Genomic DNA, 15,381 nt, shown 5'->3' with positions numbered 1-15,381 from the left:
GCATCCCGGCGATGATGCGCACGCGACTGTGGGCCCAAAACGCCTTGAAGCGGCTGTTGAACAGGACGATGCGCTGTTGTTCGTCAAACAGCACAAACGCATCGGAAATGCTCTCAATGGCATCGATCAGGTGCCGGTGGGCGGTTTCCGCGCGCAGCCGCGCTTCGCCCAGCAGGTGATTGCCGGCCTTGAGTTCGGCCATGGCCTGGTTCAGGGCGTCGGTGCGCTCGCGAACCTGCTCAGCCAGCACCACTGAATGCTGGAACGCCGCATACGGGTCGTTGCCCCGGGTCACGCCGGACTCCACCCGTTCGATCAGTGCGTCGTTGATCCGCCGCAGTTTGCGGTTTTCGTGCTGCAGGCTGGCGATCTGCGCCTGCAGGTCAGCGGTGGCCGGGGACGCGATGGCGGGCAATGGCAACTCCGGTGAAGGTCTGGTTGATGTGCATGCCATTGAACTGCTCTCCGTAGGTGTTGAAGCCCATCACGCGATGGTCGCGCAGGAACTGGCCGATCTGCTCCAGGCCACCGCGATCTTCCAGTTCCATGCGCCTGAGAAAACAGTCACAGCCGATGGTCAGCAGCAAGTCACCCAGGCGCCCCTGCAAGCCGCTGAACAGTTCTTGCAGGTTGTGCAGCAAAGGGCCCGGGGTCATCGCCGTGAGCACGATGCCGTTCTCCACCGCACAGTAAAAACTCAGGCTCAGGTCTGGGTGCACCTGCTGGATCGCCCGCACGTAATACTGGTCGTTGATGCGCACCGCCAGCGGATGGGCGGCGAAGACCCGGTAGTTCAACGCGTTCACCGGCACACCGATGTGCCGGGCATATTCCTCGGCGGCGGGCTCGGCATTGAGCTCGTAGACACGCCGTGAGGTGCTGTCGGCCCCGGTCACGACCAACTTCTCCTCCCGAGGCAGGATGTGATGGGTGGTGAACACCTCGAAATCCAGCCAGGTGTTGATCAGCACCACCACGGCCGCGCCGCTGTGGAACTGACCTTCGTAGTACACGTGGGTGTGAGTCAGGTAGTTGTCGTCGCCGGCCGAACCGCCGAAATGCGGAATGTCCCCCAGCGCCGCGCTCAACGCCGCCAGCACCATCTCCTCGCGACTGGACAACCCATCGAGCAAGGTCAGGGCAAAGCTGTGGCCCTTGATCGGCGCCAGCGCATTGCTGCGGCAACCGCTGGCCAGTCGTTCGACCATTTGCTGGGCGTCGATCAGGCTGAAGTGCTCCATTTCCCCGATCAGCTCGGCGGCAATGGAAAAATGCCGATGATCGAAACCCACCGCTGTGACGCAGTTGCGGCCATAGCCTTGACTGGTGATTTCTCCGGCGCTGGTGCAGCCCACCAGGCGAATCCCGCCGAAGCTCTGGGAGAGTGCCTGGCCAAGAGCCGGCAAGTCGTATTCGGCGGAGCAGAAAAACAGCACGAAACCCAAGTGCGGGTGCAACAACTGCCGCGCCAGCTCCTGGGCAACTTGCTGGACGTTCGTTGCCTGGGACATGGCGCTTATCACACCTTCGCTCTGGGCCTTTAGCATCTTCGCCTCCGACGGGTGCGTGACAGGAACCTTGAGTGTACGAAGCGGCGCCCGACTCACGAATGCTACTTGGGTAGCGGGTAGACGCTTCCATGGGAGGAGAACAGTGGCGGCCCCTGCCGCGATGCGCACGGCAGGGACCACCACAAAAAACCCCGGGCTTCGGCTGGAATGCTCCTGTGGTGAGGGGATTTATCCCCTCACCACAGGGTTGTGCATTGCTCCCGATGGATCCTCTTTACCAGGTCAACACCGCCCCCACCGCAAAGGTGTCGGTGTCTTCGTTCTGGGCGCTGGTGTCATGGCCGTTGATTTCGAACTGGTTGTATTCGGCCACGAGCTTGAGGTTGTCGTTGACGTCATGGAACAGCGCTATGCCACGGGTTTCATAGTCGGCGCCGCTGCCCACCACGCCATTGCCGTCGTCCTCGGTCTTGCCGTAGGACAGCGCCAGGCGGTTCTTGCCCAGTTTGTAGGAGCCCTGCAACAGGTAGCCGGTACTGTCGACATTGCGCAACGTCGCTTCGCCGGCGTTGTTGGTGAAGAACGGGTTGATACCCTTGGCCTGGAACCCGGAACCGGTGAGCGACAGGCCGCCCATCTTCGCCTGTACGCCATAGCCCAGGCCTTTGGAGGTCACTGAATCGACCGTGGTGTCGGTGTTGTCCGAGGTCTGGTAGCTGCCGTTGAGCCAGCTGTAGATCTTCGCCCCACCCAGGTCGAACTGGTAGGTCACCTCACTTTCAGTACGCGGATTTTCCTGGTAGGCCTTGCCGGTGGCGCTGCTGTCGTTGGTGTCTACCGGGTCCATGATGCCCACCGCCACCCGCAGCCCATCCATCACCGGCGTGCGGTAAGTGATCTGCGAAGTCGGGAACGGATATGGGTAGCCGCTGCCGATGTTGCCGAACGACACCCCGCCGCCGTCCACCAACCCGAGGGTATCGCTGACCTGCCCGTAACCGGCCAGCAACTCGTCCAGCAGAATGTTGGAACGGGCGAACAGACCGAAGTCCTTGCCGACCAGCACTTCACCCCACTGCGGATTGGCGACGGTGCCGTAGAACTGCCGCACGTCGATGGCGGTGTCGGTGCCGTTGGTTTCGCTGTCGTTGATGGTCACCCAGAACGAGGCACGGGCGCCAAGCTTGAGGTCATCGACCTGCTTGCCCATGTTGAAGCCCAGGTAGTTGGGCAAGAAGCCCATCTTGACCCGCGCCTGCCGACGGTCGAACTGCTCCCCTGCCCGGTCAACATCGCTGTTGACGTAAAAGGCGTTGATATAGCCGTCGGTGGAAAAGGTGGTCTGGTCCTTGTCGTACAGCATGATTTCAGCCTGGGCCCACGACGTCAGGCCAAGGCTCGAAAGGCCGGCGATGACCGCAGGCAAAAAACGGTGGCGAGTATTTTTATTGTTGTGCATGGCGCGCTCCGCAACATGAGACGGGATGTCGGAGGCGATTATCGAAAGGCGACAGGCCGCGTCATACGCTGCCTTGGAGGCAATTGGCGGATGCTTTGGAGGCGCCGGCCCGGCGCGGCAGTTTGGGTGTAAGACTGCGATGTGACGGAGGGGCAATACTTAGGGCCTAACCCTGAAACTAAGGTGGGAGCGAGCCTGCTCGCGATGGCGGTGTGTCAGCCACCCTAAATGCTGCTGACCCAACGCCGTCGCGAGCAGGCTCGCTCCCACAGGATCCTTGACTCAGAACCTCGGTTTGACGGCTTTCCAGTCCGGCTTGTAGCGCTGCATCTGCCGCACATCGTCGCGCTGGCGGATGCCGCAACTGAGGAACTGCTCATGCAGCTTGCCCAGTTGATCGCGGTCCAGCTCCAGTCCAAGCCCCGGCGCACGGGTGATTTTCACGCAACCATCGACAATCGGCAGCTTGCCGCCCTTGATCACCTCTTCATCCGGTTCCTGCCACGGGTAATGGGTGTCACAGGCGTAATCCAGGTTCGGCACCGAAGCCGCGACGTGGGCCATGGCCATCAGGCTGATGCCCAGGTGGGAGTTCGAATGCATCGACACGCCCAGGCCAAAGGTGTCGCACATTTTCGCCAGCGCCTGGGTGTCTCGCAGCCCGCCCCAGTAATGATGGTCGGCCAAGACGATCTGCACGCTGTTCAGCGCCACGCTGCGACGGAACTCGTCGAAATCGGTGACCACCATATTGGTCGCCAGCGGCAGGCCCGTGCGCTTGTGCAGTTCGGCCATGCCTTCGAGCCCTGGTGTAGGGTCTTCGTAATATTGCAGGTCATCGCCCAGCAGCTCGGCCATGCGAATGGAGGTTTCCAGCGACCAGTTACCATTGGGATCGATGCGCAGCGGGTAGCCGGGAAACGCCTGCTTCAACGCCTTGATGCAGGAAACCTCGTGTTCCGGCTCCAGGGTGCCAGCCTTGAGCTTGATACTCTTGAAGCCGTAGTCCTGGATCATGCGCCGGGCCTGGGCGACGATCTGCTGTTCGTTGAGCGCCTCGCCCCAGCTGTCCGGCGGATACGGCGAATCGACGTGCTCGGCGTACTTGAAAAACAGATAGGCGCTGAACGGGATCTCATCCCGAATCGCCCCGCCCAGCAGATCCACCAGCGGCACGTTCAGGTAATGGGCTTGCAGGTCCAGGCAGGCCACTTCAAACGCTGAGTAAGCATTGCTCACCGCCTTGCTCGCATGGGAACCCGGCGCCAGTTCCGCACCGGCAACGCTGGCGGGCCGGTGGGCGGCCACGGTGGCCTGGACGATGGCCCGCAACTGGTTGAGGTTGAACGGGTCGAGCCCGATCAACTGGCTTTGCAATTGCTGCTGGATCGCCAGGGCCGGCGCATCGCCGTAACTCTCGCCCAGGCCGATGTACCCGTTGTCGCTCTCGATCTCGATGATCGAACGCAACGCGTAGGGCTCATGAATGCCGCTGGCGTTGAGCAGCGGCGGATCGCGAAAGGCGATGGGTGTGACGGTGACGCGGGTGATCTTCATGCAGCGGCTCCGATCATTGTTTTTGTAGAGGACGGGTCGATGATGGACGGTGGGTATTGTTCCCGTCTAATCTAACTTGGCACTTGATTGATACCTGGATTGAATCAATGTTTGAACTGGCCCAACTACGCTGCTTCACCACGGTGGCGACCGAACTCAACTTCCGTCGCGCCGCCGAACGTCTGAACATGACCCAGCCTCCGCTGAGTCGGCAGATCCAGTTGCTGGAACATCACCTGGGTGTCGAACTGTTCACCCGCAGCACTCGCAGCGTGGCGCTCACCGCCGCCGGACGGGCGTTTTTCATCGAAGCGCAGAACCTGCTGGAGCAGGCGCAACAAGCCGCCGTGGCCGCCAAGCGGTTTGCCCAGGGCGACATCGGCTCAGTCACCATCAGCTTCGTCGGCAGCGCGGTGTATGAGTTTCTACCCAAAGTCATCGCCGAAGCCCGCTTGAAGCAACCCCAGGTAAAAATCGTTCTGTCGGAGATGAACACCTACCAGCAACACGAGGCCCTGCGCGCTCGCCGCATCGACCTGGGGATCGTCCGCTCGCCACTGCTGGAAACCGGCTACGCCACCGAGTGCCTCGTGCGCGAACCGTTCGTCCTGGCCGTGCCCGTCGGGCATCCGCTGGCCAGCGCCGATTCGGTGGGCGTCGAAGATCTCGACGGTGAACCCTTCCTGATGTACTCCCACTCCGCCTACCCACCTTTCAACGAACTGCTCACCGGCATGCTGCGCTCGGCCCGCGTTGCACCGCAGTTCGTGCAATGGCTGGGTTCCTCACTGACGATCCTGGCGCTGGTTAACGCCGGCATGGGTCTGGCACTGGTGCCCCGGTGTGCCACCAGCGTGGTGTTCAGGCAGGTGGTGTTTCGTGAGATCGATCTGGGTGAAGGGGTACAAAGCGAGTTGCACCTGGTATGGCGCCAGAACAATGACAACCCGGCGTTTGCCATGTTGCTGGAGGGCATTCGCGGGGCCGTTCGCGAGGGTCTCTGAATCTGAAGCCCACCGATGTCGCCCTCCGCAGTGACCAAACTTGACGACCTATTCCCGTCACCCCAAACAAGTTGTACGATGACAGACGAGATCAGCCGAAAACGCTAATCCGCTCCGATACCTACAAAAATAAGGAAATACCCATGAAAAAAGCCACATTGGTCATCAGCTTTCTGTGCCTGTTCAGCGGCTACGTCGCGGCTGCCTCTTCATCGGCCGAGCAGGAAGTGGCCCAGGCCGTCGACCATCTGACCCAAGCCATGCTGCACAAAGACATCCCACAACTCCAGGCACTGGCCGCCGAAAACCTGACCTACGGGCACTCCAGCGGGAAGATTCAGGACAAGAAAGCCTTCATTGCCGACATCGAAACCGGCAAGAGCGCGTTCAAGACCCTGGAGATGAAGGATCAGAAAATCACCCTGTCAGGCGATGTGGCCCTGGTGCGTCACCACTTCTCCGCGCAAGCGCTCAAAGGCACCGAAGTGGTTCCGACGGAAATTGAGAACTTTCAGATCTGGCAGAAGCAGAAGAATGGCAAGTGGCTGCTGATTGGGCGGCAGGCGTTTCGGTTCTGAGCTAAAAATCTCCGTGGGCGCCGTTAGTTAACTTGAAGCGGCAGGGATTCAATGTGGCGAGGGGATTTATCCCCTCGCCACAGGTCACCGTTACTTCAATCCGCCGCCCACTGCTCCCGGTACTGCAGCAGGAAATCGACAAAGGCGCGCACCCGCTGCGGCACGTACCGACCGTGGGGATACAGCAAGGTGAACGGACGTGAGCGCCCCGCGAAAGGCGCAAGTACCTCCACCAATTGCCCGTTGGCCAGCTCCTGCTCCACGATGAATTTGTAGGTCTGGAACAAGCCGGCGCCATGTTTGGCCAGCGTCACGCCGCCGAGCACATCGTCCGAACAGCAATACCCTCCTTCGCCGAACACCTCCTTTTCCTTGCCGTCGACATTGAACAACCAGGAAATCCGCCGGCCGCTGCTGGGCAATTCGAACTGGATGCACTCATGGTCGTCCAGATCTTCAAGGACCTGCGGCGTGCCGGCCTTGCGCAAGTAATCCGGGGACGCGACCACCACCAATTTCGCGTCTTCCAGCAGTCGGGCGATCATCGATGAGTCGGGTTGTGCTCGCACCCGGATGGCGAGGTCATAACCTTCGGCAACGAAGTCGATGTTTCGGTTGCTCAGGTGCAGGTCCACCGTCACTTGCGGGTACAGCGCCCGAAAGGCCGGCAGCAAGGGCAGGATGCGGTGATGACCATAGGTGGTGGGCAGGCTGATGCGCAGTTGCCCGGACGGCACCGATTGCGCGCCCATCATCTCCTGTTGCGCCTCCACCAGTTGCGTCAGCGCTTGCCGGCATTGCTCGAAATAGGTCTTGCCGGCTTCCGTCAGCCGAATGCTGCGTGTGGTGCGCACGAAAAGACGCGAACCCAGGCGCTCCTCCAGACGGAAAATCGAGCGACTCACCGCCGCCGGAGTCACACCGGCAAGCTGGGCCGCCGCGGTGAAACTCCCTGCCTCCGCCGCCAGGCAGAACAGTTCTATGCTGCCCAACTGCAAGTCTTCGAAATGACGCTTCATGATTCGTTACACCGCGTATCAACTGAAGTTTCCAGACACCTGTTTATCAGCCGCAGGCGTATAAATATAGTGGCCCCCGTGGCGCGGGAACCTCCTGCGCTCATTTCTCATCAGCAGGAGTGCATCATGCCTTTCGTCAATGTGCGTATAACCCGCGACGGCGTCACTCGCGAACAGAAAGCCCAGGTCATTTCCGAGATCACCGAAACCCTGCAACGGGTGCTGGGCAAGGACCCGCACTTGACCCACATCGTGATCGAGGAAGTCGACACCGATAACTGGGGTTACGCGGGTATGACGACGACGCAATACCGAAGCTTGCCCAAAGAGTGACGGTTCTACCTTCCCGAGCCCGGTCCAACTGACCGGGCTTTTTTATGCCTGCCAACGAATATCCCTGTGGGAGCGAGCCTGCTCGCGATGACGGTGGACCGGTTACATTGATGTTGGCTGGGATACCGTCATCGCGAGCAGGCTCGCTCCCACATTGAATTAATTACATGACGTATCAACTCAAGTACCAGCCCCCGTATTTATCAAACCCAAGCGCATCAATACCCTGATCTCAACCACCGCCAACATCGGCGCAACGGTTTCAATTCAATTGATCAGGAGTTCAATCATGAGCCTCAACAAAACCGTCATCATCACCGGCGCCTCCAGTGGCATCGGCCTGGGTCTGGTCCAGGCGTTCCTGGATCGGGGCTACAACTTGGTGGGCAATGCCCGCTCTCAGTCCGGCCTGGACAGCGCGGCGCAACAGCTCGGCCATCCGGCGAACTTCATTGGCGTGGCCGGTGATATCGCTGACCCGGCGACTTCAACCCGTCTCATCAACAAAGCCATCGAAACCTTCGGGGCCGTGGACGGGCTGGTGAACAACGCCGGCTTCTTCCTGCCAAAACCTTTCATCGAATACAGCCCCCAGGACCTGGAAGCGCTGCTGGGCACCAACCTCAAGGGTCTGGTCTACGCCAGCCAGGCGGCTGCCGCACACATGATCGGTCGTCAGCAGGGTTTCATCATCAACATCTCCGCCGCCGTGGCCCTGCAACCGAACATCCAGGTGCCGGCGGCGCTGCCGGTGTTGATCAAAGGCGGGGTCAACCAGATGACCCGTGCCCTGGCGCTGGAGCTTTCGCCCCACAACATCAAGGTCAACGCGGTCGCCCCCGGCATCATCGACACGCCCATGCATGACCCGGCGCACCGCGACTTCCTCAACAACCTGGCCCCGGCCGGTCGCGTGGGTACCATCGAGGAAATTGCCGAGGCCGTGTTGTACCTGGCGGGCGCTGATTTCACGACCGGCGCGATACTGCCGGTAGACGGCGGGATGAGCACGGGCAAGTGGTAAACAGGCAAGTGGTAAAAAGAAAAACCCCGGAGGCACAACCTCCGGGGTTTTCATGACGCCTGGAGTTCAGAGCGTATAGGAGATGCCGGCCTGCACGGTTCGCGGTGCGCCTGGGTAGGCGTAGACGTTACCGAAAGCGCCTTCTTCGTAGTCGGCGTCGAACAGGTTCTTCAGGTCCAGGTTGAGGCGGATCCGCTCGTTGACCTTGTAGTAGCCGAGCAGGTCCACCACCGTGTAGCTGTCCATGGAGAACGCATTCGCCGCCGTCTGGCCGGCCCGTTCATCCACATACTTGGCGCCTAGTCCCAGGCCCAGCCCTTTGAGGCCGCCATCCTGGAACTCATAGACGTTCAACAGGCTGAAGGTGTTTTTGGGCACGTTGAGCAAGCGGGTGCCGGACGGGATATTGATGTCCTTGGTCACTTCGGCATCCACATACGCGTAACCACCAATCACGCGCCACTCCGGCGTCAAATTGCCCGCCACGTTCAGGTCAAAACCACGGCTGCGCACTTCGCCAGCGGCCACGCTGAAGGTGGAATCCACTGGGTCAGTGGTGAGCACATTACGTTTTTCGATCTGGTACACCGCCGCATCGACACTCAACTGACGATCCAAGGCTTCCCACTTGATCCCCATCTCATAAGACTTGCCCTCTTCCGGCTTGAACCCGCCGCCTTCGCGACTGGCACCGTTGTTGGGTTTGAACGAGCGCGCGGTATTGGCATAGACAGCCACGGTGTCGGTCAAATCGTAGATCACACCCAGGCGCGGGGTGACCGCGCTGTCGGTGACGTCCCAGTTCCGACTACCAGGCGGGGTCTGAGGGACGAAACTCTCGTACTGATGCTCGAACCGCTCAAAACGTGCCCCGGCCAACAGCTTCAAGCGCTCAGTCAGCGCCACCTGATCCTGCACGAATACGCCAAACGTCTTGAGGTTTTCCTGATCATCGGTGGGCGTGCGTGTCAGCGCCGGGCGTGGCTGGCCATACACCGGATCGAAGATATCGATCGGATAAGCACTGCTCCCCGCGGCGGAACGTTTGATGATGGACTGGTAGTCGTAATCTTCATACTCGATGCCGGTCAACAGCGTGTGCTCGAACCCGCCAGTGGAAAAATGCCCGGTGAGGTTGAGTTGGGTGTCCCGGTCAGTCCACTCCAGCTTGCGATAGTTGAAATTGCGCCCCAGGGTACGCCCGTCGGCGGCGATACCGTTGCCTTCCACCGCGTTGCCCTGCAGGGTGCCGTCCAGCCATTGGGTACCGCCGGCCAAGGTCCAGTCGTCGTTGAGCATGTGCTCGAAACGCACCTGCAGCATGTTGTTGTCGTTGTGCAACTTGCCGGCGTCTTTTTCGCCGAAGAACGTATCGCGCGAGGCGGTGCCGCGCTGACCGGCGTAATGGGTCAGGCCACGGTCCAGCGGCGCATTGTTGCGCATGAAGTCGCCTTCGAAGGTCAGGCGCGTGGTGTCGTTGACCTGCCAGGTCACCACCGGCGCAATGCCGTAGCGTTCGGTCTCGACGTGGTCACGGAACGTATCGCCGCCCTCGCCGATCACGTTCAGGCGATACGCCAGGCGCCCTTCTTCGTCCAGCGGGCCTGAGGCATCCAGGGTCCCGCGACGCATGCCCTGGTCGCTGACCTGGCTGCCCAGGGTCACCGTGCGTTCGGCCAATGGCTGCTTGGACACCACGTTGAAGGTGCCGCCTGGATCGCCGCGACCGTACAACATCGTCGCCGGGCCGCGCAGCACTTCCAGGCGCTCGATGGTGTTGGCATCTGGCATGTTCGGGTAACCGCGGTTGATCGGGAAACCGTTGCGGTAGAACTCGCCCGTGGTAAAGCCGCGGACCGTGAACGTGGTCAGGCCCTGGCCACCGAAGTTGTTCGCCCTGCCGACCCCGCCGGCGTAATCGAGCGCGTCTTGCAGCCGGGTGGCGCTGAGGTCTTCCACCACGTCGCGCGAAACCACGGAAATCGACTGTGGGGTTTCATGAATCGCGGTGTCGGTACGTGTCGCGCTGGCCGAACGGGTCGCGTGGTATCCCTTGACGGGCCCCTGCGCGGACTCGATATCCGAAAGACCCACGATGTCCGTGGCTTGCAGTTCCACCGGTGCGGAGGTTGCGGCCATGGGCTCGTCTGCCCACGTGGATACGGAATAAGCCTGGAGCACACACAGTGAAACGAGAATCCGACGCATCGATGCACAATCCTAACGAAAATACGTCAGCCCCCCAGAGGCCGACAAGAATGTATCGCGAAAGATACAGCAACTCATTCTTGTTTGACATAAATTCCCATTCACAACCCAGCAAAATACCTCTTCCTGGCACGTGCCAACTGCACAACGCGACTGCTGGCAAAGTCGTATACCATATCCCCAACCAAGCCAAACGACCGCCGCCGTGACCTTATCCAAGTTCAATCTGCCTGATCTAGGCAACACCCCTTCCACTTCGGAAATCATCACCCGTCATCTGCGCGAAGCCATCGTGGCCGGGCATTTTGCCGAGGACGAGCCCATTCGCCAGGACGACATCGCCCGGCAGTTCAACGTCAGCAAGATTCCCGTGCGCGAAGCTCTCAAGCGCCTGGAAGCCGAGGGGCTGGTGATGTTCCAGCGCAATCGCGGGGCGATGGTCACGCGCATTTCCGAGGCGGAGCTGGCGCAGATGTTCGAGGTGCGGATGCTGCTGGAAGACAAAGTGCTGCGTCTGGCGATTCCCAACATGACCGAAGAGACCTTCGTCCGCGCCGAGAGCATCTGCCGTGAGTTCATCGGTGAAGACGACGTGGGTCGTTGGGCTGAACTGAACTGGCAATTGCATGCCTGTCTCTACGAGCCGGCGCAACGCCCCTTTCTGGTGGGTTTGATCCGCTCGGTGCACGACAAGCTGGAGCGCTACCTGCGCATGCAGATGAGCCTTTCGGCCGGCAAGGAACGCGCCGACCACGAACACCGGGAAATTCTTGCGGCCTGCCGCGCCGGTGATGTGGAGCGGGCGGTGAAGTTACTGGACGAACACATCGCCGGCGTTTGCAAGACGCTGTTCGAGTTCCTGCCTTCGAGCCATTGATGCGCCGCTGCTGTGCCGATTTCGTCATGAGTGACAGATAAATCCATCAAGCCGTCACCCCCCTGCGCGGGCCACGCTTGCCGTCACTCATCTGAACGGACGTGGCCCCCCATGAAACGCATCACCGTGATCGATTCCCATACCGGCGGCGAACCGACCCGTCTGGTCACCGACGGTTTTCCCGACCTGGGCCAAGGCAGCATGGCCGAGCGCCGCCAGCGTCTAGCGACACAGCATGACGCCTGGCGCACCGCCTGCGTGCTGGAACCACGGGGCAGCGATGTGCTGGTGGGGGCGCTGCTCTGTGAGCCGCAGGACCCGAGCGCCTGTGCCGGGGTGATCTTCTTCAACAACAGCGGCTACCTGGGCATGTGCGGCCACGGCACCATCGGCCTGGTGACGTCACTGGCACACCTGGGCAAGATCGGCCCTGGCGTGCACACCGTCGAAACCCCGGTGGGCACGGTGCAAGCGACCTTGCATGAGGACCGTTCGGTCAGCGTACGCAATGTGCCGGCCTACCGTTACCGCAAGGCCCTGAGCCTGGAGGTGCCCGGTATCGGCCCGGTGGTGGGCGATGTGGCCTGGGGCGGCAACTGGTTTTTCCTGATCGCTGACCATGGCCAGCGCGTGGCGGGCGACAACCTCGACGCGTTGACCGCCTATACCTACGCCGTGCAGCAGGCCTTGGAACAGCAAGGTCTGCGGGGTGAGGACGGGGGCCTGATCGATCACATCGAACTGTTCGCCGATGACCCGCACGCCGACAGCCGCAACTTCGTGCTCTGCCCCGGCAAGGCGTATGACCGCTCCCCATGCGGCACCGGCACCAGCGCCAAACTGGCGTGCCTGGCCGCTGACGGAAAACTGCAACCCGGGCAGATCTGGCGCCAGGCCAGTGTCATTGGCAGTGAATTCGAAGGCTCCTATGAGTTCGACGGCGAGCGCATCGTGCCGACCATTCGCGGTCGCGCCTACATCAGCGCCGAAACCACGCTGGTCATTGAGCCGGATGATCCGTTCGCCTGGGGCATCGTCCCGTGAACGCCGGCCACGTCGCCGATGTGATCATCATCGGTGCCGGCATCATCGGCGCCGCCTGCGCCCGGACGTTGGCCCGGCGAGGCTTGAAGGTCCTGGTACTCGATGCCGGTTGGCACGGCGCCACGGCTGCCGGCATGGGCCACTTGCTGGTGCTGGACGACAACCCGGCGGAACTGGCCCTCAGTCAATATTCCCTGCAGCGCTGGCGCCAGTTGGCCCCGGCCCTGCCCGACGCCTGTGCCTGGCGCAACAACGGCACCCTGTGGCTGGCGGCCAATGCCGAGGAAATGGCCGTTGCCCATAGCAAGTACCTGAACCTGCTGGCTCATGGCGAAGACTGCGAGCTGATCGGGCGTGCGGCCCTGCAGCAGCGTGAGCCGCAACTGCGCGAAGGCCTGGAGGGCGGCCTGCTGATCAAGGGCGACGGGATCCTGTACGCCCCGGCTGCCGCGCGCTGGATGCTGGAGGAGGCCAATATTGCTCAGCAACGCGCCCAGGTCGTTGAAGTGGATGGCCATCGAGTGCGTCTTGAGGATGGTCGCTGGTTGAACGCAGAAGCGGTGATTCTCGCCAATGGCATCCAGGCCACCGAGCTGTGCCCGGAGTTGCCGATCGAAGCCAAGAAGGGCCATTTGTTGATCACCGATCGTTACCCCGCCACCGTCTCCCACACCCTGGTGGAGCTGGGGTATGTCACCAGCGCTCACAACGCCAGCGGTCCATCGGTGGCGTGCAATATCCAGCCGCGTCCGACCGGGCAGCTGTTCATCGGTGCCTCGCGACAGTTCGGCACCGTCGACCCGCAGGTGGAAGGCTGGATGCTGGCAAAGATGCTCAAACGTGCTGTCGACTACATGCCAGGCCTGGCACACCTCAACGGCATCCGCGCCTGGACCGGTTTTCGCGCCGCCAGCCCCGACGGCCTGCCGCTGGTGGGGCAACATCCGCAACGCCCTGGCCTGTGGCTGGCGGTGGGTCACGAAGGCCTGGGCGTGACGACGGCACCCGCAACGGCCGATCTGTTGGCCGCGCAACTGTTCAACGAAACCTCGCCGCTGGCGACGCAACCGTACCTGCCACAGCGTTTTCTGGGAGAACCGGCCCATGCCTGATCTGTTTCTCGATGGTCGCCCGCTCACTGTCGTCAGCGGCACCAGCGTCGCCGCCGCCCTTGCCCTGGGAGCCGACGGTTGCGGCCGCACTTCGGTCAGCGGCCAGCGCCGCGCGCCTCTGTGCGGCATGGGCATTTGCCAGGAATGCCGGGTGATGATCGATGGCCATCGACGCCTGGCCTGCCAGACACTGTGTCGCGATGGCATGCAAGTGCAAACACGACCATGAACGAAACCACCGACCTGTTGATCATCGGCGCCGGCCCCGCCGGCATGGCTGCCGCCCTGGCCGCGGCAAGCAGCGGCATGCGCATTGTGCTGCTGGACGATAATCCATTTCCGGGCGGGCAGATCTGGCGCGACGGCCCCCAAGCTCACCTCCCCGCCGAGGCCCGACGTCTGCGCAACTCATTACAGGCCTGCGCCAATGTGCGCTGCCACGCCGGCACCCGCGTCATCGCCTGCGCCGCCGATAAAACCTTGCTGGTGGAAGATGCCGAACGCGGCTGGCAGATCACCTACCAGCGCTTGATCTTGTGCACCGGCGCGCGCGAACTGCTGCTGCCCTTCCCCGGCTGGACGCTGCCGGGGGTGACCGCCGTCGGTGGTTTACAAGCATTGATCAAGAGTGGCCTGCCAGTGCGCGGCGAACGGCTGGTGATCGCCGGCAGCGGTCCGTTGTTGCTGGCCAGCGCCGCCACCGCCAAACATCAAGGGGCGCAGGTATTGCGGATCGCCGAGCAGGCCAATCATCGCGCCGTCGCCGGTTTCGCCGCGCAGTTGCCGCGCTGGCCGGGCAAGTTTTTGCAGTCGTTCAGCCTTTTCGATCCCCACTACCGCACCGGCACGCATGTGCTGGAGGCCCTGGGTCGCGAGCGGCTTGAGGGCGTGCGCCTGCTACAACAGGGCAAGACACTTGAACTGGCCTGCGACCGTCTTGCCTGTGGGTTCGGGCTCATTCCCAATACTCAGCTCGGCCAGGCCTTGGGCTGTGGTCTTGAAGGCCAGGCGCTAGCTGTTGACGCCTGGCAAGCGACTACCCGCCACGACCATTACGCCGCCGGTGAATGCACCGGGTTCGGTGGCAGCGAACTGGCGCTGGTGGAAGGCGCCATCGCCGGCCACAGCGCCGTTGGCAATAGTGTCGCCGCTCAACGCTTGTGGCCTCGCCGGGCACGCTGGCAAGGTTTCGCCCGGGCGTTGAACAAGGCCTTCGCCTTGGACGCGCGACTCAAGACCCTCGCTCGGGACGACACACTGGTGTGCCGCTGCGAAGACGTGCCGTATGGCGAGCTGGTCGACCACCAGGACTGGCGCGCAGCGAAACTGGCGAGCCGGTGCGGCATGGGGGCCTGCCAGGGGCGGGTCTGCGCTGCCGCGCTGGAACATCTGTTCGGCTGGCCCTCACCCACGCCGCGCCCGCCCTTCAGCCCGGCGCGGATCGAGACTTTGCTGCACCTGGAAGAAACCCCGCCCACTTGAGCCCGTGCAAGCCCAACCTGTGGGAGCGAGCCTGCTCGCGATAGCGCCGGTTCAGCAGCATTGATGTTGACTGACACTCCGCTATCGCGAGCAGGCTCGCTCCCACAGTTGCTTCGGGTCATTCATAAAGAACTGTGCGAACCAGCGTGCGATTGCGAGGTGACAGGTCCCGT

At 62.0% G+C, this 15,381-nt stretch carries 14 protein-coding genes and 1 pseudogene; 9 read left to right on the top strand and 6 right to left on the bottom strand.

The genetic code is table 11. The annotated features are described in order from the left end of the window. From GSM73_RS27185 to GSM73_RS10865, 4 genes and pseudogenes are all read right to left on the bottom strand, one after another. Window positions 1-454: pseudogene (locus tag GSM73_RS27185) on the bottom strand (hybrid sensor histidine kinase/response regulator); the annotation flags it as partial. After that, on the bottom strand, window positions 384-1,547 hold the full coding sequence (gene nosP / locus GSM73_RS10875) for a nitric oxide-sensing protein NosP (protein WP_047228991.1): 1,164 nt from the start codon (window positions 1,545-1,547) through the stop codon (window positions 384-386). The pseudogene GSM73_RS27185 and the gene nosP, both read right to left, overlap by 71 nt. A 238-nt stretch (window positions 1,548-1,785) precedes the next feature. Beyond that, window positions 1,786-2,970 carry a porin gene (locus GSM73_RS10870; protein ID WP_076385177.1) on the bottom strand — a complete coding sequence of 395 codons (1,185 nt, stop codon included), beginning with the start codon at window positions 2,968-2,970 and terminating at the stop codon, window positions 1,786-1,788. A gap of 282 nt (window positions 2,971-3,252) precedes the next feature. Further along, the gene (locus GSM73_RS10865) at window positions 3,253-4,527 is read right to left on the bottom strand and encodes a glucarate dehydratase family protein (RefSeq protein ID WP_160892494.1); all 1,275 of its coding nucleotides are present in this window, start codon (window positions 4,525-4,527) and stop codon (window positions 3,253-3,255) included. A gap of 107 nt (window positions 4,528-4,634) precedes the next feature. Between GSM73_RS10865 and GSM73_RS10860 the strand changes: the two genes are divergently transcribed. Both GSM73_RS10860 and GSM73_RS10855 read left to right on the top strand, forming a co-directional pair. After that, on the top strand, window positions 4,635-5,531 hold the full coding sequence (locus tag GSM73_RS10860; RefSeq protein ID WP_160892492.1) for a LysR substrate-binding domain-containing protein: 897 nt from the start codon (window positions 4,635-4,637) through the stop codon (window positions 5,529-5,531). A 143-nt stretch (window positions 5,532-5,674) separates the two neighbouring features. Continuing rightward, entirely contained in the window at window positions 5,675-6,109 is a 435-nt protein-coding gene (locus GSM73_RS10855) for a nuclear transport factor 2 family protein (protein ID WP_047228987.1), read from the top strand. Between the two features lie 95 nt (window positions 6,110-6,204). On the opposite strand, the gene GSM73_RS10850 is transcribed toward GSM73_RS10855, so the two are convergent. Beyond that, on the bottom strand, window positions 6,205-7,128 hold the full coding sequence (locus GSM73_RS10850; RefSeq protein WP_107321696.1) for a LysR family transcriptional regulator: 924 nt from the start codon (window positions 7,126-7,128) through the stop codon (window positions 6,205-6,207). Window positions 7,129-7,254: 126 nt separating this feature from the next. On the opposite strand from GSM73_RS10850, the gene GSM73_RS10845 reads away from it, so the two are divergent. Both GSM73_RS10845 and GSM73_RS10840 read left to right on the top strand, forming a co-directional pair. Then, a complete protein-coding gene (locus tag GSM73_RS10845) occupies window positions 7,255-7,461 on the top strand; it encodes a 4-oxalocrotonate tautomerase family protein (protein WP_003202537.1) in 207 nt (68 codons plus the stop codon). 289 nt (window positions 7,462-7,750) lie between these two features. Beyond that, on the top strand, window positions 7,751-8,485 hold the full coding sequence (locus GSM73_RS10840; protein ID WP_160892490.1) for an SDR family NAD(P)-dependent oxidoreductase: 735 nt from the start codon (window positions 7,751-7,753) through the stop codon (window positions 8,483-8,485). Window positions 8,486-8,551: 66 nt separating this feature from the next. Here the strand turns inward: GSM73_RS10840 and GSM73_RS10835 are convergent, their stop codons facing one another. Continuing rightward, window positions 8,552-10,693 carry a TonB-dependent siderophore receptor gene (locus GSM73_RS10835; RefSeq protein WP_160892488.1) on the bottom strand — a complete coding sequence of 714 codons (2,142 nt, stop codon included), beginning with the start codon at window positions 10,691-10,693 and terminating at the stop codon, window positions 8,552-8,554. A gap of 205 nt (window positions 10,694-10,898) precedes the next feature. Between GSM73_RS10835 and GSM73_RS10830 the strand changes: the two genes are divergently transcribed. From GSM73_RS10830 to GSM73_RS10810, 5 genes are all read left to right on the top strand, one after another. Next, window positions 10,899-11,570, top strand: coding sequence for a GntR family transcriptional regulator (locus GSM73_RS10830; RefSeq protein WP_047228982.1), 672 nt, complete (start codon window positions 10,899-10,901; stop codon window positions 11,568-11,570). 111 nt (window positions 11,571-11,681) lie between these two features. Next, window positions 11,682-12,614 carry a 4-hydroxyproline epimerase gene (locus GSM73_RS10825; protein ID WP_047228981.1) on the top strand — a complete coding sequence of 311 codons (933 nt, stop codon included), beginning with the start codon at window positions 11,682-11,684 and terminating at the stop codon, window positions 12,612-12,614. Beyond that, window positions 12,611-13,726 carry an FAD-binding oxidoreductase gene (locus GSM73_RS10820; protein ID WP_047228980.1) on the top strand — a complete coding sequence of 372 codons (1,116 nt, stop codon included), beginning with the start codon at window positions 12,611-12,613 and terminating at the stop codon, window positions 13,724-13,726. Before GSM73_RS10825 ends, GSM73_RS10820 begins: the two co-directional genes overlap by 4 nt. Further along, the gene (locus GSM73_RS10815) at window positions 13,719-13,955 is read left to right on the top strand and encodes a 2Fe-2S iron-sulfur cluster-binding protein (protein ID WP_076385187.1); all 237 of its coding nucleotides are present in this window, start codon (window positions 13,719-13,721) and stop codon (window positions 13,953-13,955) included. Before GSM73_RS10820 ends, GSM73_RS10815 begins: the two co-directional genes overlap by 8 nt. After that, window positions 13,952-15,208, top strand: coding sequence for an FAD/NAD(P)-binding oxidoreductase (locus GSM73_RS10810; RefSeq protein ID WP_076385189.1), 1,257 nt, complete (start codon window positions 13,952-13,954; stop codon window positions 15,206-15,208). The genes GSM73_RS10815 and GSM73_RS10810 overlap by 4 nt, the downstream gene beginning before the upstream one ends. Window positions 15,209-15,381 lie beyond the last annotated feature (173 nt).

The organism is Pseudomonas sp. PICF6, assembly GCF_009831705.1.
In the GTDB taxonomy this organism is placed as follows: Bacteria; Pseudomonadota; Gammaproteobacteria; order Pseudomonadales; family Pseudomonadaceae; genus Aquipseudomonas; species Aquipseudomonas rhizophila.
This window is presented reverse-complemented; position numbering and strand designations above follow the sequence as displayed.

What these genes read in the sequence shown, in the direction of transcription:
- GSM73_RS10840 (WP_160892490.1), top strand. Translation starts at nt 7,751, where the DNA reads ATGAGCCTCAACAAAACCGTCATCATCACCGGCGCCTCCAGTGGCATC.
- GSM73_RS10855 (WP_047228987.1), top strand. Translation starts at nt 5,675, where the DNA reads ATGAAAAAAGCCACATTGGTCATCAGCTTTCTGTGCCTGTTCAGCGGC.
- GSM73_RS10860 (WP_160892492.1), top strand. Translation starts at nt 4,635, where the DNA reads ATGTTTGAACTGGCCCAACTACGCTGCTTCACCACGGTGGCGACCGAA.
- GSM73_RS10865 (WP_160892494.1), bottom strand. Translation starts at nt 4,527, where the DNA reads ATGAAGATCACCCGCGTCACCGTCACACCCATCGCCTTTCGCGATCCG.
- nosP (WP_047228991.1), bottom strand. Translation starts at nt 1,547, where the DNA reads ATGCTAAAGGCCCAGAGCGAAGGTGTGATAAGCGCCATGTCCCAGGCA.
- GSM73_RS10810 (WP_076385189.1), top strand. Translation starts at nt 13,952, where the DNA reads ATGAACGAAACCACCGACCTGTTGATCATCGGCGCCGGCCCCGCCGGC.
- GSM73_RS10870 (WP_076385177.1), bottom strand. Translation starts at nt 2,970, where the DNA reads ATGCACAACAATAAAAATACTCGCCACCGTTTTTTGCCTGCGGTCATC.
- GSM73_RS10825 (WP_047228981.1), top strand. Translation starts at nt 11,682, where the DNA reads ATGAAACGCATCACCGTGATCGATTCCCATACCGGCGGCGAACCGACC.
- GSM73_RS10845 (WP_003202537.1), top strand. Translation starts at nt 7,255, where the DNA reads ATGCCTTTCGTCAATGTGCGTATAACCCGCGACGGCGTCACTCGCGAA.
- GSM73_RS10850 (WP_107321696.1), bottom strand. Translation starts at nt 7,128, where the DNA reads ATGAAGCGTCATTTCGAAGACTTGCAGTTGGGCAGCATAGAACTGTTC.
- GSM73_RS10835 (WP_160892488.1), bottom strand. Translation starts at nt 10,693, where the DNA reads ATGCGTCGGATTCTCGTTTCACTGTGTGTGCTCCAGGCTTATTCCGTA.
- GSM73_RS10815 (WP_076385187.1), top strand. Translation starts at nt 13,719, where the DNA reads ATGCCTGATCTGTTTCTCGATGGTCGCCCGCTCACTGTCGTCAGCGGC.